Source organism: Allorhizobium borbori, from assembly GCF_014196535.1.
Classification (GTDB): Bacteria; Pseudomonadota; Alphaproteobacteria; order Rhizobiales; family Rhizobiaceae; genus Ectorhizobium; species Ectorhizobium borbori.
The window spans coordinates 29,878-48,856 of the sequence record NZ_JACIDU010000003.1 but is presented as its reverse complement, the minus strand read 5'-3'; the positions used below and the strand labels follow the sequence as shown (position 1 = coordinate 48,856).

Below are 18,979 nucleotides of genomic sequence, written 5' to 3'. Positions count from 1 at the left end.
GTATGCCCCGCTTGCTCGATCATCCACAACGAATTCGTTCTTTTTTTGTTCTATAAATTCTCTATGATCCTGTCAAGCGAATCGAAAAGCGAATGAACGAGCCTCGACACCGAGGTATCGATGATTACATAAGGGCGATCCAACGGCGCCGGGTGATTGAGCGATGACTGAACTGAAGACGATTTCCATTCGCGGTGCACGCGAGCATAACCTCAAGGGCATCGATCTCGACCTCCCGCGCAACAAGCTCATCGTGATGACGGGTCTGTCCGGTTCGGGTAAATCCTCGCTCGCCTTCGATACGATCTACGCCGAAGGGCAGCGCCGCTACGTCGAGAGCCTTTCGGCCTATGCGCGCCAGTTCCTCGAAATGATGCAGAAGCCCGATGTGGATCTGATAGAGGGCCTATCTCCGGCCATCTCCATCGAGCAGAAGACCACCTCGAAGAACCCGCGCTCGACGGTCGGGACCGTCACCGAAATCTACGATTACATGCGCCTCCTCTTCGCGCGCGCCGGTGTACCCTATTCTCCCGCGACCGGACTTCCCATCGAAAGCCAGACGGTGAGCCAGATGGTCGACCGCATTCTGGCGCTGGAGGAAGGCACGCGGCTCTATATCCTCGCGCCCATCGTGCGCGGCCGCAAGGGCGAGTACAAGAAGGAACTCGCCGAACTGATGAAGAAGGGCTTCCAGCGCGTCAAGGTGGACGGCCAGTTCTACGAAATCGTCGAAGCGCCGGTTCTCGACAAGAAATACAAGCACGATATCGACGTGGTGGTGGACCGCATGGTGGTGCGCCCGGATGCCGGCGCGCGTCTCGCGGACAGTCTCGAAACCTGCCTGCGTCTGGCCGATGGTCTCGCCGTTGCCGAATTCGCGGACAAACCCCTGCCGCCTGAAGAGACCTCAGCCGGCGGTTCGGCCAACAAGTCGCTGAACGAGACCCATGAACGGGTGCTGTTTTCGGAAAAATTCGCCTGCCCGGTCTCCGGCTTCACCATTCCGGAAATCGAGCCACGCCTGTTTTCCTTCAACAATCCATCGGGCGCCTGCCCCACCTGCGACGGTCTCGGCAGTCAGCAGAAGATCGATCCCGACCTGATCGTGCCCGAGCCTGAGCGTACGCTGAAGGATGGCGCGATTGCGCCCTGGGCGAAATCAACCTCTCCCTACTACAACCAGACACTGGAATCGCTTGGCAAGGTCTTCGGCTTCAAGCTGTCGAGCCGCTGGTCGGCACTTTCGAAGGAAGCGCAGCAAGCCATTCTTCACGGCACCGAGGAGAAGATCGAGTTCCAGTATGCCGATGGTGCTCGCTCCTACAAGACGGTCAAGAATTTCGAGGGCATCATTCCGAACCTCGAGCGCCGCTGGAAGGAAACGGATAGCGCCTGGGCGCGGGAGGAAATCGAACGCTTCATGTCGTCGGCCCCCTGCCCGGCCTGTAACGGTTTCCGACTGAAGCCGGAAGCGCTGGCCGTCAAGGTCAACGGTCTGCATATCGGCGAAGTCACCAATATGTCGATCCGCGTGGCGAGGGACTGGTTCGAGGCGCTGCCGGCCAAACTCACGGCCAAGCAGAACGAGATCGCGGCCCGTATCTTCAAGGAAATCCGCGAGCGCCTGCGCTTTCTCAACGATGTCGGGCTCGAATATCTGTCGCTGTCGCGTAATTCCGGCACGCTTTCGGGTGGTGAAAGCCAGCGAATCCGTCTTGCCTCACAGATCGGCTCGGGGCTGACGGGCGTTCTCTACGTTCTGGACGAACCCTCCATCGGCCTTCACCAGCGCGACAATGCCCGCCTGCTCGAAACCCTCAAGCACCTGCGTGACATCGGCAACACCGTGATCGTGGTGGAGCATGACGAGGATGCCATCCTGACCGCCGACTACGTGGTCGATATCGGCCCGGCAGCGGGCGTTCACGGCGGTCAGGTCATCGCCAGCGGTTCGCCCGCCGAAGTCATGGCCAACCCGAAGTCGCTCACCGGAAAGTATCTGTCGGGCGAAATGGGCGTGCCTGTTCCCGCCCAGCGTCGCAAACCGACCAAGGGCAAAGAACTCAAGGTTGTCGGGGCCCGCGGCAACAATCTGAAGAATGTCACAGCATCGGTACCGCTCAGCCTCTTCACCGCCGTTACCGGCGTTTCGGGTGGTGGCAAATCGACTTTCCTCATCGAGACGCTCTACAAGTCGGCGGCGCGGCGCGTCATGGGCGCCCGTGAAATTCCGGCGGAACACGACCGTATCGACGGCTTCGAACATATCGACAAGGTGATCGATATCGATCAGTCGCCCATCGGCCGCACGCCGCGCTCCAACCCGGCAACCTATACCGGCGCGTTCACGCCGATCCGCGATTGGTTCGCCGGCCTGCCCGAAGCCAAGGCGCGCGGCTATCAGCCGGGTCGCTTCTCTTTCAACGTCAAGGGCGGCCGTTGCGAAGCCTGCCAGGGCGATGGCGTCATCAAGATCGAAATGCACTTCCTGCCGGATGTCTATGTTACCTGCGACGTTTGTCACGGCAAGCGCTACAACCGCGAAACGCTGGATGTAACCTTCAAGGGCAAGTCGATTGCCGACGTGCTGGACATGACCGTTGAGGAAGGCGTCGAATTCTTCGCCGCAGTACCAGCCGTGCGTGACAAGCTGCAGGCGCTTCAGGATGTCGGCCTCGGCTATATCAAGGTCGGCCAGCAGGCCAACACGCTTTCGGGCGGCGAGGCGCAGCGCGTCAAGCTGGCCAAGGAGCTTTCCAAGCGCTCCACAGGCCGCACGCTTTACATCCTTGATGAACCGACGACCGGCCTTCACTTCCACGATGTTGCCAAGCTTTTGGAAATGCTGCACGAACTGGTCAATCAGGGCAATTCTGTCGTGGTTATCGAGCACAACCTCGAAGTCATCAAGACCGCCGATTGGGTGATCGATATAGGTCCGGAGGGTGGAGATGGCGGCGGCGAGATCGTCGTGACCGGGACGCCGGAAAAGGTGGCGGAAGAGCCGCGCTCGCATACGGGCCGCTTCCTCAAGGAATTGCTCGTCCGCCATCCGCCGAAGCGCGAAGCCGCCGCAGAATAATGAGGGGAAGGGTCGCACCATGAGCACATCCGGCATCATCCGCACCGGCATTGGCGGCTGGACCTTCGATCCCTGGGAGGGGCATTTCTACCCGGCCACCTTGCCGAAGAAGCGCCAGCTCGAATTCGCCAGCCGTGAGTTGAAGGTGATCGAGGTCAACGGCACCTATTATGGTTCGCAGAAGCCGGAAACCTTTGCAAAATGGGCCTCCGAAGTGCCGGAAGGTTTTGTCTTTTCGCTCAAGGCCAGCCGCTTCGCCACCAACAAGAAGGTGCTCGCGGAAGCCGGCGAATCCGTCGATCGCTTTCTTGGCCAGGGCCTGACGGAACTCGGTGATCACCTCGGCCCCATCCTCTGGCAGTTCATGCCGACGAAGAAGTTCGAGCCCGATGATTTCGCGGCCTTTCTGGCGCTCCTGCCGGAAAAACGTGACGGACTGTCGCTTCGTCACGCCATCGAGGTACGCCACCCATCCTTCATGGTGCCGGAATTCGCCGCACTCGCCCGCAAGCACGGCGTGGCCATCGTCTATGCACACCACGCGGATTATCCGGAAATTGCCGACGTCACTGGCGATTTTGTCTATGCGCGCCTGCAGAAGGGCTCGGACGAAATCGAAACCTGCTATGCGCCCGAGGCGCTCGACGGCTGGGCCGACCGGCTGAAAACATGGGCCAACGGCAGCCAACCGCGCGATCTGCCCCGGATCGATCCAGGCCACACACCGGACACCAAGCCCCGAGATGTCTATGCCTTCTTTATCACCGAGGGCAAGGTGAACGCGCCGAACGGTGCGCGGGAACTCCAGAAGCGCACCGCCTAACGGGTCATGCCGGCAGATGGATTGCGGTGAGCAGGTCTTCTGCCGTAAGGCCCCGCCCCGCGCGGTTTCCAGCGTCGCCGTGAATCCATACCGCCGCTGCCGCCGCTTCGAAAGCCGGCAAGCCCTGCGCCATCAACCCGCCGGCAATTCCGGCCAACACATCGCCCGATCCAGCGGTGGCGAGAGAGGGTGGCGCGTTGGTGTTGATGGCGGCGCGTCCGTCCGGTGCGGCAATCACAGTGTCCGCGCCCTTGTAGATGATCGCGGCATTGGCGCGTTGTGCGGCGGCGCGCGCCTTGTCGACCTTGCTCATCACGCCATCGGCGGCGATATCGGGAAACAGCCGTGCAAACTCGCCCTCATGGGGCGTCAGCACCAGATGCGGTTCACCCGTGACGAAAGCGGAAAACAACAGGTCGGTTTCGCCAGAAAAGGATGTTATGCCGTCGGCATCAAGCACAAGCGATCGATCGCTGAGAGCCAGCACGAAATCCCTCGCCCTCTCGCCCACGCCGAAGCCCGGACCAAGCACGAACGCGGTGAGACGCGGATCGGTCGCCCATTGCTGAAGACCGGCAAGGTCGTCGATCTCCCTCAGCATGACAGCCGTCAGATGCGCGGCATTGGCGGCAAGGGCGGCATGCGGCGCGGCAATCGTCACCAGCCCTGCCCCGGCCTTCAAACCCGCCATAGCGGAGAGCCGCGCCGCGCCCGTTGCCGTCGCACCACCTGAAAACACGCCGAGATGTCCGCGCCGAAATTTGTGGCTCTCTGCGCCAAGACGTGGCAGCCAATTTTGCCATAGCGCAGGACCGTTTTCGAACAGGTTTTCCGCCTGCGCCTCAACAAGGCGCATGGGAATGCCGATATCAAAAACCTCCAGAGCGCCGCACAAAGCACGCCCCGGCAAAAGCAGATGACCGGGCTTTGGCGTCATGAAGGTCACGGTGTGCGTCGCCTGAAAAGCAGCCCCCAGCACCTGCCCGGTGCGACCGCACAGCCCACTCGGCAGATCTGCCGCAATCACCGGCAGCCCCAGCGCACCGACTTTCCCGATAATCGCCGCAACGCTTTCGGGGACCGCCCGGTCAAGCCCAGCGCCGAACAGCCCGTCAATCACGACATCGCCTGCGCGCGGATGATAGTCATCCAGCGGCGCCCCTCGCACCGGACAATCCGCACAGGCGCGTGCCGCATCGCCCCTGAGACGCCCCTGTTCACCGAGATGAAAAAGAACGACCGCAGCACCGCTTTCAACAAGCGCCCGAGCCGCCACATAGCCATCGCCACCATTGTTGCCGGGACCGGCCAGAACCACGAAACGTATCGCTCCGGGATGACTACGAAGAGCCGTTGCTGCGACGGCCCAACCGGCCTTGATCATCAAGCCATAGCTGTCGATTCCCGTCTCCGCAGCTGCCCGGTCAACGGCTGCCATGGCGTTTGGGGTTAGAATGGGAGAGGCCTCTTTTTTGGTCATGAACACATTCAATCGAAAAGCGTGAGCAATGACAATACGTTTATAAATTCGGCATTTATGCCCTCATATTAATCATTTGCCCAATTTACATACCTGTAACGCGCGATATAGTAGGCGAAGTTTGCTGCGTGTTTGCGCACACGTCCGAAAGCACCGGTGAGGTGCCGAAGGGCAGTCTCTCCAAAAGAGAGAATTCCACTCGAAAAGGTGGGTGTTTCGCTGGGTGCGGCAAATTAGCGGTGCACTTTCCGCAATTGCGAACTGAATTGGCACGGGTTGTGCATTAATTTAGGCCAAGCGGGCCAAAATCCGCTCAAATGGGAGAAGCGGAGAGAAATTTCCTCATGAAAAAGATCGAAGCGATCATTAAGCCCTTCAAGCTGGACGAAGTGAAGGAAGCCCTTCAGGAAGTTGGCCTGCAGGGTATTACTGTCACCGAAGCCAAGGGCTTTGGCCGACAGAAAGGTCATACCGAACTCTATCGCGGCGCTGAATACGTCGTGGATTTCCTGCCGAAGGTGAAGGTTGAAGTCGTGCTTGCTGACGAGAACGTCGAAGCCGTCATCGACGCGATCCGCAACGCCGCCCAGACCGGCCGCATCGGCGACGGCAAGATTTTCGTCTCCAACGTGGAAGAGGTCATCCGAATCCGCACCGGGGAGACGGGCGTGGACGCCATCTGATTTATAAAACATTCGGCGGGCGGTCTCTTGCACCGCCGCCGGATGAAAAGACTCGTCATCTCACTCAAGGGAAACGTTTATGACGACCGCAAATGACATCCTGAAACAGATCAAGGACAACGACGTCAAGTTCGTGGACCTGCGCTTTACCGATCCGAAGGGCAAGCTGCAGCATGTGACCATGGACGTGACCTGCGTCGACGAAGACATGTTCGCCGACGGCGTCATGTTCGACGGCTCCTCGATCGCCGGCTGGAAGGCCATCAACGAATCCGACATGGTGCTGATGCCCGACCCGGCGACGGTCCACATGGACCCGTTCTTCGCCCAGTCCACCATGGTCATCGTCTGCGACATTCTCGACCCGATCTCGGGCGAAGCCTATAACCGCGACCCGCGTGGCACGGCGAAGAAGGCCGAAGCCTACCTCAAGGCGTCGGGCATCGGCGACACCGTCTTCGTTGGTCCGGAACCGGAATTCTTCGTGTTCGACGACGTGAAGTACAAGGCCGATCCGTACAATACGGGCTTCAAGCTGGACTCCACGGAACTGCCGTCCAACGACGACACCGATTATGAAACCGGCAACCTCGGCCACCGTCCGCGCGTCAAGGGCGGCTATTTCCCGGTTCCCCCGGTCGACAGCCTGCAGGACATGCGTTCCGAAATGCTGACCGTTCTCGGCGAAATGGGCGTGGTCGTTGAAAAGCACCACCACGAAGTCGCCTCCGCCCAGCACGAGCTGGGTGTGAAGTTCGACACGCTGGTTCGCAATGCCGACAAGATGCAGATCTACAAGTACGTCGTGCACCAGGTCGCCAATGCCTATGGCAAGACGGCTACCTTCATGCCGAAGCCGGTTTTCGGCGACAACGGCTCGGGCATGCACGTTCACCAGTCGATCTGGAAGGACGGCAAGCCGACCTTCGCCGGTGACGAATATGCCGGCCTGTCTGAATCCTGCCTGTACTACATCGGCGGCATCATCAAGCACGCCAAGGCCATCAACGCCTTCACAAACCCGACGACGAACTCCTACAAGCGTCTCGTACCGGGCTATGAAGCACCGGTTCTGCTGGCCTACTCGGCACGCAACCGTTCGGCGTCCTGCCGGATTCCGTTCGGCTCGAACCCGAAGGCCAAGCGCGTTGAAGTTCGCTTCCCCGATCCGGCCCAGAACCCCTATCTCGGCTTTGCCGCGATGCTGATGGCCGGCCTCGACGGCATCAAGAACAAGATCCATCCGGGCAAGGCCATGGACAAGGATCTGTATGATCTGCCGCCGAAGGAGCTCAAGAAGATCCCGACCGTTTGCGGCAGCCTGCGCGAAGCGCTCGAAAGCCTCGACAAGGATCGCAAGTTCCTCACCGCTGGCGGCGTGTTCGATGACGACCAGATCGACGCCTTCATCGAGCTCAAGATGGCCGAAACGATGCGTTACGAAACAACGCCGCACCCGGTCGAGTACGATATGTACTACTCCTGCTAAGTTGCGGAATTTGGCCCCGGCTTCACCGGGGCCCTTTCTCCCTTGGAAAACCGGCAAACCACGTTTGCCGGTTTTTCTTTTTGGGCGCACTGTGCAGGTCCGAACCATTTCTCGCCCCCACTACCGGTTGCCCGCATGTCTGCTTCCACGCCCTCGTCTCCCCGCACCGTCGACTGGATGATTTTTCTGCTCGTGCCCTTCTTCTTTTCGAGCAATCTCATTTTTGGACGCGGCGTCATCGGCGATATCGCCCCCTTCATCACGGCCTTCATTCGCTGGGCAGGCTCCACGCTCATCATGCTGCCGGTTCTTTATGCGCAGCGACGGGTCTGCATTGCGTTCGTGCGAGACAACACCCTGCTATGGCTTGTTCTCGGCTTTCTCGGCATGGGCATCTGTGGCGGCTTCGTCTACTGGTCGCTGACGGAAACAACCGCTTCGAACGCGACCCTGATCTACACGACATCGACACTCTTCATCATCCTGTTCCAGTGGCTGTTTCAGGGGCGGGGCATCACTCTGCGGGAAGGTGTGGGCATGGCCATCGCCTTTATCGGTGTCGTCGCCATCGTTCTGAAGGGCGATCCGCAGGCGTTGCTGCATTTCCATTTCAATCTCGGCGATTTCGGCATTCTGGGCGCGGCGATCGCCTTTGCGATCTATTCCCTGCTATTGCGCAGAAGGGCGGTCGCCGTCATGCCGCCCATCGCTCTGTTCGGTCTGATCGCCTTTTCCGGCGCCATCATTCTGGCGCCACCGGCCGCCTATGAGTTGATGACGGGTGGTGCCGTACCGGATTCCGGCATGGACTGGCTGAAGCTCGGCGGTATCATTCTCTTTGCCTCGCTGGCGGCCTTCTATTGCTTCCAGCATGCCGTCCGCGTTTTCGGCCCAGCCACCGCCGGCGTCACGCTCTACATGATGCCACCGGTCTCGATCGTCATGGCCGTAGTGTTCCTCGGAGAGCGCTTTGAGGCTTATCATCTCGCCGGCATTCTTCTCGTCACCGGCGGCGTTATTCTTGCCACCGCGCCGCTTGCCTTCTGGCAGCGTCTCCGACGTGTGACAAATATGTGACTAGAGGACGCCCTACCCCTTGATGTCCGCGGTCGGCATTCCCACGTCTGGATACGAAAGGATGCTCGCGCCATGAAACAACGCATAGCCAAATTCAATATCGGAGAAGTGGTCCGCCACAAGAACTTCCCTTTCCGAGGCGTGGTGTTCGATGTGGATGCAGAATTCGCCAATTCGGAAGAGTGGTGGAATGCCATCCCAGCGGAAATCCGACCGGATAAGGACCAACCCTTCTACCATCTGCTCGCGGAAAACGACGAGTCGGAATATGTCGCTTATGTTTCAGAACAAAATCTGGAACATGATGACAGCGACGAACCACTGCGGAACCCCAATGTGGCCCGGCTGTTCGAACCGGCTTCGGTCGGTCGCCTCCGCCCCAAATCCGTCTTCGCCAATTGAAGTACGGCATTTAAGACAATCTGGCCTCCCGGCGTTCGGGGGGCCTTTTGTTTCAGGGGGATTTCTTCCGCAGGGTTTCGAGCAGGATACGCGCGCCTGCCTCACCCGCCGGCACCTCCGGCGTCAATCGTCTCTGGACGAGATCGAACCCCTCGATCATCGCCTGCCGTTGCAGGCTGTCGACAGAAAGCCGTTCCGCCCAGCGCGTCAGGCTGCCAGCACGCAACGTGTGATCGATATACTCCGGCACCACGCAATAATCGGCGATCAGATTGGGCAAGGCGGCGGTCCAGACCTTTATACGTGAGGCCAGCAGCTTGATGATCCAGTCCGTCTGATACACCGAAACACTCGGTACGCCTGCAAGCGCCAGTTCGAGAATAACGGTCCCGGATGCCGCGAGGGCTGCATCGGCCTCCGAAAATGCCTGCCACTTGCCATCATCGCCAACAATCACCTCCGGCTTCACCGGCCATTCGGCGATAACTTCCCGAACGAGCGCTTCCCGGCGCGGCACGGTCGGCAGAACAAACCGCAACGCACCGTTACGCGCCAGCAATTCCCGCATCGCCTCGCCCATGATGGGCAGTAATTTGCGGATTTCGAAGGCGCGCGAGCCGGGCAGCAGCATGATGGTTCGCTGGGGGCCAACAGGCTCGCAACCGCGCTTGGCGCGCGCGTGGCGCACGGCGAGCAATGATGGGTCGCTGGCTAACCGGTGGCCGATAAAGGTCGTCGGCGGGCCACCGAGCCGACGCATCACGTCCGGCTCGAAGGGCAGAACCGCGAGAACATGATCGACATAGGCGAGCATGGCTCGCGCGCGGTATTCCTTCCAGGCCCACACACTGGGGCAGACATATTTCACCACTGGTAGGTCGGGCAGGACCTTACGCACACGTTTGGCGACACGATGGGTGAAATCCGGACTATCGATGATCAGCAGTGCATCCGGCCGTGAGGCAATGATCGCATCGGCTGCCTGGCGAATAAGCGAAATCATCCGCGGCAAGCGCGCGATAACCTGAGTGAACCCCATGATGGAAAGTTCGGAATAATCGAAGAGAGAAACCAACCCCTCGGCCTCCAGCGCCTCCCCGCCAACACCGACCAGATCGACCGGACCGCCGTGTTGCCGCTTGAGTGCAGCAATCAGATCGCCGCCCAAGAGATCACCTGAGACTTCCCCGGCCACAACCGCGATTTTAAGAGCGCGGTCCATCAGCCCAATCCTCCGGGCAAGGCGCGATCAACGCCAACGACGAACAAACCCGCTGCATCGGCCGCGCGAATGACCGCATCACGCTCCAATACAAGGGCTCGACCGGCCTCCACGGCAATTCCCGCCAATCCAGCCTTACGGGCATTCTCAATGGTCGAGAGCCCGATGGTGGGCAGATCCGCGCGCATATCCTGCTGAGGTTTGCAAAGCTTGACCAGAACACCTCGGCGACGAGCGGAAATGCGTCCCTCGCGCCGCAACTCGGCCACACGCTCAAGCATGCGGTCCGTTCCCTCCGCACCTTCCAGTGCAACGACACGTCCGCCAACAGCGACGGCTCCCTGCCCGATATCGAGCCGCCCCAGCGCCTCGGCCGCTTCAACGCCGGCCTTCACATCGCGCAGATCATCGCCCGACGGCGAGCCCGCGGCCAGCGGACCGACGGTCGCCAGCAGATCGGGCACGATCTCATGCGCGCCGACAACGCGAAGCCCCTCGCTCTCCAGAAGACCGATCGCCATGCGCAGCACAGTATCGTCGCCGCCCGCGATCAGGCGACGGATAATCGCGGGCAGTTTCAGAAGGGAGGAAAATGTCAGCCGCAATTGCTGCAATTCCGGCCGTTTGCGAACACTGCCCGACAACACGACGCGAGTCAGATTCTTCGCACGCTTGATGGAAGCAAGTTTTGCCACATCGCCGATCGAAATCTCGGCATGTTCAAAACCGGCCCAATCCAGATCGGACTCGCCGAACAGGCAGACGATGAACGGGTCTTCGCCGGCAGCTCGCGCCGCCTCGGCGACATAGAGGGGCAGCTTGCCGCCGCCCGCTATGATCATCAGGCGCCCGCGCCCGCTATCGGCGCCGCCCGACACGTCAGTTCTTGCCGCGTGCCGGAGCGCAGATCGCGCGGTCGCTTTCCGTTCCGATGAAGTCGAGAATTTCGAGCACCTCAGGGCAGTCCGCATATTCATCGCGAATGGCGATGGCATTGGCGCGGACAGCACCTTCGCCTTCGAAGATCTGCTTGTAGGCGCGGCGAACCCGATGGATCGTTTCGCGCGAGATGCCAGCACGCGACATGCCGACGACATTAAGGCCACTCAGAACACCCGGATTGCCGTTCAACATGCCATAAGGGATCACGTCGTTCGGAACACCGGCGAGACCGCCGACAAAGGCATGGCGACCAATACGGCTGAACTGATGAACGGCCGACCCGCCGCCAAGAATGGCATGGTCATCGACGCTGACATGGCCTGCCAGCATGACATTATTGGAGAGGATAATACCGTTTCCAAGAATGCAGTCATGGGCAACGTGCGAATTGGCGAGGAACAGGTTGTTGTTACCAACAACCGTCTTGCCGCCTCCATCCGAGCTACCGGTATTCATCGTCACGCCTTCACGGATCGTACAATTCGAACCGACATCAAGTGTCGTCTCAGAACCATCGTGACGGATAGCCTGCGGCGGCCCGCCGATCACGGCCATCGGGAAAATCACAGTCCCTTCGCCGATCACGGTCTTGCCTTCAACGCAAGCATTGTTCAGAAGCTGAACGCCGTCCTTCAGCACGACCTTCGGACCAACATGGCAGAACGGCCCGACCACGACATTCTCGCCGATGATCGCTCCCTCCTCCACGACAGAAAGCGGATGAACACGGGCGGAATCGGGAAACGCGCTCATTCCCCACCCTGACGAATCATAGCGCTGTAGTCGGCTTCGGCCACGAGAACACCGTCGACCTTCGCATCGCAATGGAATTTCCAGATGTTGCCACGCTGCTTGACCTTGGCAACATGGAACTCAACGCGATCGCCCGGAACAACGGGTTTGCGGAAGCGTGCATTGTCGATCGTCATGAAATAGACGAGGTTACCGCTCTGGCCGCTAGCGCGCGCGCAGATAGCACCCGCCGTCTGTGCCATGCCCTCAATCAGCAGAACGCCCGGCATGATCGGCGCGCCAGGGAAATGCCCCATGAACTGAGGCTCGTTCGCGGTCACGTTCTTGATGCCGATCGCCGAATTGTCGCCATCGATCTCGATGATCCGATCCACGAGAAGGAACGGATAACGATGCGGCAGAAGCTTCATGATTTCGAGGATGTCAGCCGTTTCCAGCGTCGCTTTGGTCTCTTCAGCCATTCTTCTCCCCTTTCTTCGTCGTGCGCTCATCCGAGCGGGCCATCAGTTCCGCCCAATCGCGCAACACATCTTTCATCGGTCGCGCCGGAACGCCGCCATAAACCTGACCGGCCGGGATGCTCGCAACAACGCCGCTCATCGCAGCAATCTGGACGCCATCGCCGATGGTAATATGACCGTTGAGGCCAGCCGCACCGCCAATCATCACCCCATTGCCGATCCTGGTCGAACCGGCAATGCCGACCTTGCTGACAATGCCGCAATGCCGGCCAATATGAACGTTGTGGCCGATCTGTACCTGATTGTCGATCTTCGTGCCTTCGCCAATGACCGTATCGTCCATTGCACCGCGATCGATTGTCGTGTTCGCACCGATCTCGACATTGTCCTGAATGATGACGCGACCGATCTGCACCAGCTTCAGCATGCCTCTCGGGCCGGGTGCATAACCGAAGCCGTCCTGCCCGATACGGGCGCCATTATGAATGATCACGTTGTTGCCGAGATAGGCCGACAGGATGCTTGCACCGGCAGCAATCGAGCAATCACGACCGATCTTGACATGCGCGCCGATAATGGCACCCGCACCGATAACGGAGCCCGTGCCGATCTCGGCCCCAGCGCCAACCACCGCACAGGGTTCAACGGTAACACCAGCCTCGAGGCGCGCTGTCGGATCAATAAATGCCGATGGATGAATTTCCGAAAGATAGGACACAATTGGAGCCGGACGCATCGCTGTCGGATGTAAAAGCGCACCGGCTTCGGCAAACGACTTCTGGGGATTGTCGGTCAGGAGAACCGCAACCCCCTCAGGAACCAGTGACTTGAAAGCAGACGTGCAAAAAATAGCTGACGCCTGACACGTCTCGAGATCCTGCCGGTTCTTGCGAGACGCTATATAGCAAATGTCACCGCTCTTCGACCGCGCAGCAGGCGCGATCGAATGAATGGCAATATCACCATGTTTGGGATCGACAAGCTCCACCCCAAGTTTTTCGACCAGAGCCGAAAGGGAAATACCCGGATGGGGTGGATAGAATTCGTTATGCGTCATCAGCAGAGCTCCAGAACGAGTTCAGACAACAGTTCTGGATCGAAAAATCAGAACTGGTTGGCAATGCTGAAGCGGAAATTCTGCGTCTTGTCGTAGTCTTCCTTCATGACAGGAACGGCATAGTCGAAACGCAGCGGGCCGAAGGGCGATGCCCAGGTAACACCGACACCAAGAGATGCACGGATCTTGGCCGAAGTCGAAGAATGACCTTCACCACCCGTGTCAACTTCATTGCCGAACAGCGTACCAGCATCGGCAAACAGTGCGCCGCGCAGGCCGAAGTCCTGCGGAATGCCGGGCATCGGGAACGTCGTCTCGGCAGAAGCCGTTATGTAGCTGGTGCCGCCCAGCGCATCACCATTGTTCATGCGCGGGCCAATACCGCTGTTTTCGAAGCCGCGGATCTGCTTGCCGCCGATCATGAACTGATCGAACACCTTGAGATCACCGCTCGTCGGCATGACATGACCAGCCTGAACGGTGAGCGAGCCGATCAGGTCCGCTTCGTCAGACAGGGTATAATAGGCGCGGGCCTTGGCCGAAATCTTGTAGAAGTCGGAGTCGCCACCGAGACCGGCAAATTCCTGCGTCAACTGCGCCTGAATGCCTTCATGCGGCGCAGTCTGGCTGTCGAGCGTGTTGTAGTTCAGCTTGTTTGCGACGGAGGACTGAACCCAATCCTTGCCGATCAGGCTTTCATACGGATACGACAGATTATCGCCCACGTTCCAAGCGCCCGTGCCGTCATACTTCATCTGCTTGTAGGTGTAGCTGAAGGTCGTCGACAGGTCTTCGGTGATCGGCGCGGTGACGCGCAGCGTGCCACCGGTTTCCTCGTAGTCATAGTAGTCTTCGCTCGAGCTGGACGAACGGAACAGATCGAAACCGGCAGCGAGACGATAGCCAAGGAAATACGGCTCAGTGAACGACAGATTGAAGCTACGGGCATCATCCGTGCCGCCACCGGCGGCAAGACGAATGTACTGACCGCGACCGAGGAAGTTCTTTTCCTCTACAGACGCTTCGAGAAGGATGCTGTCGCTTCCCGCAGAGTAACCGGCACCCACACCGAACGCGCCGGTGGACTGATCCTTCACATCGACAACGATCACCACCCGATCCGGTGAACTACCGGGCGCGGTCGACACATTTACGGACTCAAAGTAACCAAGCGCTTCCAGGCGACGCTTGGCGCGCGTAATCATTGTCTGATTGAACGCGTCGCCTTCGGCGAGATCGAACTCGCGGCGAATGACATAGTCACGGGTACGCGTGTTACCGCGAATTTCAATACGCTCGACATAGGCACGCTCGCCCTGGTCGACAATGTAGGAGACACCGACCGTGTTGGAGCCAAAATCGCGGTTGCCGCGCGGCGTGACGCGAGCAAAGGGATACCCCTCAGCAGCAACACGCGTCGAAATGGCTTCCATCGTCTTCTGAACGTTGCGAGCATTATAGGTCGCACCTTCACGAGTGGAGACCAGACCCTGCAGTTCATTCGCATCGACCCCGGAAACAGTCGATTCAACTCCAACAGCGCCGAACGTGTAGCGCGGGCCTTCCTCGACCGTATAGGTCAGCGTGTATTCATTGGTGTTCGCATCGAACGTCGCATCGCCGGACACGATACGGAAATCAGGATAGCCGTGATTGTAGTAGAACTGGCGCAGCGTCTCTTCATCGGCGCGCATCTTGGCTTCGCTGTAAATGTCACGGCGAGTCAGGAACGAGAGGAAGTTCGACTTCTTGGTGGAGATCACCGATGCGAGACGGCCATCGCTGTAGGCGTTGTTGCCGACAAACTCGATCTTGCCAATCTTCGTGCGATCACCTTCATTCACGACAAACGCAAGGTTCACTCGACCGTTGGCGACGGCAAAGGTCTCAGTGGTGACCTGAACATCGTTACGACCGATGGCAGCATAAGCTTCCTTGATGCGAGCAATATCGGAGTCGATCTGGCTCTGGCTGTAAGGCGACAGCGCCTGCGTCTGCACGACAGCCTGAAGCTTCTCGTCCTTGAGCTTGCGGTTGCCGTTGAATACGACCTGATTGACAAGCTGGTTTTCATTGACGCTGACGACCAGCGCACCACCGGAAACCGAAATACGAACATCGGAGAAGTAACCCGTTGCGTAGAGACGCTTCACGGACTCATCGATATCGGCATTGGAAAAAGTCTTACCCGGCTGGATCGTGATGTTTGACCGGACTGCTTCTGCGCCGACGCGCGCAGCGCCCTTGACGTCAATTCTCTTGACGACGGCGGCCTCGGCATAGCCTGCAGACACAAGCAGGACAGCACCCGCACCCGAAGCAGCGACACCGGCAGAAATTGCAACCGCCGATACAGCGTTCAAAAATTTTGAACCAGCCTTCATTTCACATCTTACCTTTTTTCGCCGTTCCGGAGCGGGTTTAACCGACTCCAGCTACGTGAGCCGTTTTAACCGCTTTTACTCTACAAGCAAGCGGCAACGTTAAATTCCATTTACTTCGTGCCCAAGCGTGGCCCAATCGCCACGCCGAATTTTCGGTTAAGGTAAACAGAAGCTTACCTTTGGCGCAAGCCGTCCTCAGCCGATCAATGCGGCAATATCATTCCATGTTGCGAAAACCATCAGGGACAGCACCATTGCCAGCCCGATACGGAACGCAATTTCCTGTGCACCGGCGCCAAGTGGACGGCCGCGCACAGCTTCAATGGCGTAAAAAACGAGATGACCGCCATCCAGAACAGGCACCGGCATCAGGTTCAACAGCCCGATCGAGACCGAAAGCACAGCCGCAAGCTGAATGACGGCAGCGAGGCCAAGCGTCGCCATCTGCCCGGAAGCCTGCGCCACTCGCACAGGGCCGCCGAGTTGATCGGGCTTCATCTTCCCGGTCACGAGATTCCCGATGTAATGAAACGTGCCAGTGACGATATTGCCGGTTTCGGCGACACCCTCGGCCAATGCCTGCCCGACCCCCATCTTCTCGACGCGGAAATTACCGGCCGCCTGCGTGGTCACGATGCCGATAAGCCCGACTTCGACCTTGTTGCCGAAGGGATCGTCGATGACCGTAGCGCGCGGAACCATAGGTAGCGCCTGCGTCACCCCGTCGCGGCGAATCCTCACGATGATCGACGTACCCGGACGAATACTGACGTAGCGGCGCACGTCATCGAAGGTCTTCACGATCGTGTCATCGAGTGAAACCAGCACGTCGCCGGGCTTCACGCCAGCTTCCTCGGCCGCCGATCCCGCCTTTACCTCGGCGACGACAGGATCGGAAACCGGCTTGCCGTAAAGCGCGAAAAGAGAGGTGAAGATGAGGATCGCCAACAGGAAATTGGCAATGGGGCCGGCCGCGACGGTGGCTGCCCGCTTCCACAACTTTGCACCGGCAAGCGTATGGGCCTTCTCCTCCTCCGACAGTCCGGCAAGAGCATCCTGGCCAGGACGGCTCGACGCATCCTCATCGCCCCAGAACTTCACATAGCCGCCGAGAGGAATGGCGCTCAGCTTCCAGCGCGTACCCTGGCGATCCGTGAAGCCGACGATTTCAGGACCGAAACCGATGGAGAAAGCGGTGGCACGAATGCCGCACCAGCGCCCGACGAGATAGTGCCCCATTTCATGAACGAAGACGAGCAGGGTCAGCACGAAGAGGAACGGAACGATATAGCCCGTGATCAAACCGATAATTGCCATGCATATCTCCTGTCCATCATGTCGGAGCGGGTCTGGTGTCTGTCAGGAAAAGAGGAAACCCCTTTTCCGACAGCGGACCTGTCGTTCCCTAGAGCCCAAGCAGGGCGCCTCCGTCAAGCGCGAATGAGCCTCCAGCCGACAAAGCACGGATAGCCATCAGCAGGAAGGCCGCGAAACAGGCAACGACAAGACCATCAACGCGGTCCATCACGCCACCATGGCCGGGAATGAGGTGGCTCGAATCCTTCACGCCGAAACGGCGCTTGATGAAGGATTCGAACAGGTCTCCCGCCTGGCTGGCGACCGACAGCACGAACGCCGCCGGCACGATCCATATGGGAGAGGCATCCGTCATTGACAAGGCAACGGCCGAACCGGCAATCACCGCCGAAATCGTGCCGCCGATAGCGCCCGACCACGTCTTGCCGGGCGAAATCTTCGGCGCGAGCTTCGGACCACCGATGGCTCGACCGACGAAATAGGCCAGAATATCCGTTGCCCAGACAAGCGCGAACACGAACAGCATGGCCGCAAAGCCGGTTGGATCGTCACCGCGCACGGCGGCGAGAGCAATTCCCGAAAGCCCGGCATAGAACAGGCCGGCCGGCAGCCAGACCTTCGCTTCTGTCGAGGCAATAGCGACAAGAAAGGCGACGAGCAGGAAGAAGCCGAGGAGAACGACGGCTACACCCGTCCAGCCTGCGAGGATCATCAGCCCCAGAACGCCAACCATGAACCAGCCGAGCAGACGCTCGTTGCGCTCAAGCCGGGAGATCGTCGACCATTCGTAATAGACAAGCAAGGTAATGGCTGCGGAGAGGAGCCGGAACGAAAGCCCGCCGAACCAGGTGGCGACGAGCACCACTGCGGCCATGACGATACCGGAAATGATCCGAAGCCTGAGTTCTTCCGACATCACGAGCCCACTGCCGCCTGAGCGGCGGAAAGACCACCGAAGCGACGTTCACGCATCGCGAATTTCTCGAGCGCGGCACAAAACATCGCGCGGTTAAAGTCCGGCCAGAGATCGTTGACGAACATGAGCTCGGAATAGGCCGCCTGCCAAAGGAGGAAGTTCGAAAGCCGTTCCTCGCCACTCGTTCGAATGATGAGGTCAGGGTCAGGTATCCCGGCGGTGTCAAGACGGCTGTCGATCAGGCCCGGCGTGATGTCTTCGCACCGCAGGCGACCATCGGCCACATCGCGGGCAATCGACACCATGGCCCGGGCCATCTCGTCGCGCGAACCATAGTTGAAGGCAATGACAAGCGTCAGGCCGGTATTGTTTCGGGTGGTCTCCTCGGCCTCGATCAGAAGCGGCAGAAGATCGCTGCGCAGATTGTTGCGCTCGCCGATCACACGGATCCGCACGTTATCGCGGTGCAGTTCGGACAGGTCCCGGCGGATGAAAAGCTTCAGGAGACCCAGCAGGTCACGGACTTCCGTCTCCGGCCGGCGCCAGTTTTCCGAGGAAAAGGCGAAGAGGGTCAGATAGCCGACACCAAAGTCGCTCGCAGCACGCACAATCTCGCGGACAACTTCCATGCCCTTGCGATGACCGGCGGTCCGCGTCATGCCGTGAGATTGGGCCCAGCGCCCGTTCCCGTCCATGATGATGGCAACATGCTTTGGTAACGACGACCGTTCGGGGTGTGCCATGGTTCTTCCAGCGTAGGTAACAGATACGTTCCAGACGAACGCAGTATTGGGAGTAGGAAAGCTAGCCGACTCTCGGCAGTGCCGCCACCGTTCTTTCACCGGGTAGCGAGTTGCACCGGGAAATTTTGCAGGGAATTTGGCGTTC

16 protein-coding genes are annotated in these 18,979 nt (G+C 59.4%); 6 read left to right on the top strand and 10 right to left on the bottom strand.

Features of this window, described 5'->3' with window-relative positions:
- Positions 1–163 precede the first annotated feature (163 nt).
- Together uvrA and GGQ66_RS04245 are read left to right on the top strand one after the other, a co-directional pair.
- On the top strand, positions 164–3,085 hold the full coding sequence (gene uvrA, locus GGQ66_RS04250) for an excinuclease ABC subunit UvrA (protein WP_183789764.1): 2,922 nt from the start codon (positions 164–166) through the stop codon (positions 3,083–3,085).
- A gap of 19 nt (positions 3,086–3,104) precedes the next feature.
- Complete coding sequence (locus GGQ66_RS04245) at positions 3,105–3,908, top strand: DUF72 domain-containing protein (RefSeq protein WP_183789762.1); 804 nt, start codon at positions 3,105–3,107, stop codon at positions 3,906–3,908.
- 4 nt (positions 3,909–3,912) lie between these two features.
- On the opposite strand, the gene GGQ66_RS04240 is transcribed toward GGQ66_RS04245, so the two are convergent.
- Positions 3,913–5,388 (bottom strand): NAD(P)H-hydrate dehydratase, encoded by a 1,476-nt coding sequence (locus GGQ66_RS04240; protein WP_183789760.1) that lies wholly within the window; start codon positions 5,386–5,388, stop codon positions 3,913–3,915.
- A gap of 344 nt (positions 5,389–5,732) precedes the next feature.
- Between GGQ66_RS04240 and GGQ66_RS04235 the strand changes: the two genes are divergently transcribed.
- The 4 genes from GGQ66_RS04235 to hspQ all read left to right on the top strand — a co-directional run bounded on the left by GGQ66_RS04235 (position 5,733) and on the right by hspQ (position 9,039).
- On the top strand, positions 5,733–6,071 hold the full coding sequence (locus tag GGQ66_RS04235) for a P-II family nitrogen regulator (RefSeq protein ID WP_183789758.1): 339 nt from the start codon (positions 5,733–5,735) through the stop codon (positions 6,069–6,071).
- Between the two features lie 79 nt (positions 6,072–6,150).
- Complete coding sequence (gene glnA, locus GGQ66_RS04230; protein ID WP_183789756.1) at positions 6,151–7,560, top strand: type I glutamate--ammonia ligase; 1,410 nt, start codon at positions 6,151–6,153, stop codon at positions 7,558–7,560.
- Between the two features lie 135 nt (positions 7,561–7,695).
- Positions 7,696–8,637 (top strand): DMT family transporter, encoded by a 942-nt coding sequence (locus tag GGQ66_RS04225; protein WP_183789754.1) that lies wholly within the window; start codon positions 7,696–7,698, stop codon positions 8,635–8,637.
- Positions 8,638–8,709: 72 nt separating this feature from the next.
- The gene (gene hspQ, locus GGQ66_RS04220; RefSeq protein WP_183789752.1) at positions 8,710–9,039 is read left to right on the top strand and encodes a heat shock protein HspQ; all 330 of its coding nucleotides are present in this window, start codon (positions 8,710–8,712) and stop codon (positions 9,037–9,039) included.
- A gap of 52 nt (positions 9,040–9,091) precedes the next feature.
- Here hspQ and lpxB read toward each other — a convergent pair whose 3' ends face one another.
- The 9 genes from lpxB to GGQ66_RS04175 all read right to left on the bottom strand — a co-directional run bounded on the left by lpxB (position 9,092) and on the right by GGQ66_RS04175 (position 18,834).
- Positions 9,092–10,261, bottom strand: a complete 1,170-nt coding sequence (gene lpxB, locus GGQ66_RS04215) for a lipid-A-disaccharide synthase (protein ID WP_183789750.1) — start codon at positions 10,259–10,261, stop codon at positions 9,092–9,094.
- A complete protein-coding gene (locus tag GGQ66_RS04210) occupies positions 10,261–11,103 on the bottom strand; it encodes an LpxI family protein (RefSeq protein ID WP_237358789.1) in 843 nt (280 codons plus the stop codon). The genes lpxB and GGQ66_RS04210 overlap by 1 nt, the downstream gene beginning before the upstream one ends.
- Positions 11,104–11,140: 37 nt before the next feature.
- The gene (gene lpxA, locus GGQ66_RS04205) at positions 11,141–11,956 is read right to left on the bottom strand and encodes an acyl-ACP--UDP-N-acetylglucosamine O-acyltransferase (RefSeq protein ID WP_183789746.1); all 816 of its coding nucleotides are present in this window, start codon (positions 11,954–11,956) and stop codon (positions 11,141–11,143) included.
- Entirely contained in the window at positions 11,953–12,417 is a 465-nt protein-coding gene (gene fabZ, locus GGQ66_RS04200; RefSeq protein ID WP_183789744.1) for a 3-hydroxyacyl-ACP dehydratase FabZ, read from the bottom strand. Before fabZ ends, lpxA begins: the two co-directional genes overlap by 4 nt.
- Positions 12,410–13,474, bottom strand: a complete 1,065-nt coding sequence (gene lpxD / locus GGQ66_RS04195; protein WP_183789742.1) for a UDP-3-O-(3-hydroxymyristoyl)glucosamine N-acyltransferase — start codon at positions 13,472–13,474, stop codon at positions 12,410–12,412. The genes fabZ and lpxD overlap by 8 nt, the downstream gene beginning before the upstream one ends.
- Before the next feature lie 47 nt (positions 13,475–13,521).
- Positions 13,522–15,858, bottom strand: coding sequence for an outer membrane protein assembly factor BamA (gene bamA, locus GGQ66_RS04190; protein WP_183789740.1), 2,337 nt, complete (start codon positions 15,856–15,858; stop codon positions 13,522–13,524).
- A 195-nt stretch (positions 15,859–16,053) separates the two neighbouring features.
- Complete coding sequence (rseP, locus tag GGQ66_RS04185) at positions 16,054–17,175, bottom strand: RIP metalloprotease RseP (protein ID WP_183789738.1); 1,122 nt, start codon at positions 17,173–17,175, stop codon at positions 16,054–16,056.
- 88 nt (positions 17,176–17,263) lie between these two features.
- Positions 17,264–18,091 (bottom strand): phosphatidate cytidylyltransferase, encoded by an 828-nt coding sequence (locus GGQ66_RS04180; RefSeq protein WP_183789735.1) that lies wholly within the window; start codon positions 18,089–18,091, stop codon positions 17,264–17,266.
- Positions 18,091–18,834, bottom strand: a complete 744-nt coding sequence (locus GGQ66_RS04175) for an isoprenyl transferase (protein WP_183789733.1) — start codon at positions 18,832–18,834, stop codon at positions 18,091–18,093. Before GGQ66_RS04175 ends, GGQ66_RS04180 begins: the two co-directional genes overlap by 1 nt.
- Positions 18,835–18,979: the final 145 nt, after the last annotated feature.

Bases quoted from the DNA above. Each gene is read 5' to 3' on its own strand.
- GGQ66_RS04210 (WP_237358789.1), bottom strand. From the start codon at position 11,103: ATGATCATAGCGGGCGGCGGCAAGCTGCCCCTCTATGTCGCCGAGGCG.
- glnA (WP_183789756.1), top strand. From the start codon at position 6,151: ATGACGACCGCAAATGACATCCTGAAACAGATCAAGGACAACGACGTC.
- lpxA (WP_183789746.1), bottom strand. From the start codon at position 11,956: ATGAGCGCGTTTCCCGATTCCGCCCGTGTTCATCCGCTTTCTGTCGTG.
- uvrA (WP_183789764.1), top strand. From the start codon at position 164: ATGACTGAACTGAAGACGATTTCCATTCGCGGTGCACGCGAGCATAAC.
- GGQ66_RS04235 (WP_183789758.1), top strand. From the start codon at position 5,733: ATGAAAAAGATCGAAGCGATCATTAAGCCCTTCAAGCTGGACGAAGTG.
- bamA (WP_183789740.1), bottom strand. From the start codon at position 15,858: ATGAAGGCTGGTTCAAAATTTTTGAACGCTGTATCGGCGGTTGCAATT.
- lpxB (WP_183789750.1), bottom strand. From the start codon at position 10,261: ATGGACCGCGCTCTTAAAATCGCGGTTGTGGCCGGGGAAGTCTCAGGT.
- lpxD (WP_183789742.1), bottom strand. From the start codon at position 13,474: ATGACGCATAACGAATTCTATCCACCCCATCCGGGTATTTCCCTTTCG.
- fabZ (WP_183789744.1), bottom strand. From the start codon at position 12,417: ATGGCTGAAGAGACCAAAGCGACGCTGGAAACGGCTGACATCCTCGAA.
- hspQ (WP_183789752.1), top strand. From the start codon at position 8,710: ATGAAACAACGCATAGCCAAATTCAATATCGGAGAAGTGGTCCGCCAC.
- GGQ66_RS04180 (WP_183789735.1), bottom strand. From the start codon at position 18,091: ATGTCGGAAGAACTCAGGCTTCGGATCATTTCCGGTATCGTCATGGCC.
- GGQ66_RS04245 (WP_183789762.1), top strand. From the start codon at position 3,105: ATGAGCACATCCGGCATCATCCGCACCGGCATTGGCGGCTGGACCTTC.
- GGQ66_RS04175 (WP_183789733.1), bottom strand. From the start codon at position 18,834: ATGGCACACCCCGAACGGTCGTCGTTACCAAAGCATGTTGCCATCATC.
- rseP (WP_183789738.1), bottom strand. From the start codon at position 17,175: ATGGCAATTATCGGTTTGATCACGGGCTATATCGTTCCGTTCCTCTTC.
- GGQ66_RS04240 (WP_183789760.1), bottom strand. From the start codon at position 5,388: ATGACCAAAAAAGAGGCCTCTCCCATTCTAACCCCAAACGCCATGGCA.
- GGQ66_RS04225 (WP_183789754.1), top strand. From the start codon at position 7,696: ATGTCTGCTTCCACGCCCTCGTCTCCCCGCACCGTCGACTGGATGATT.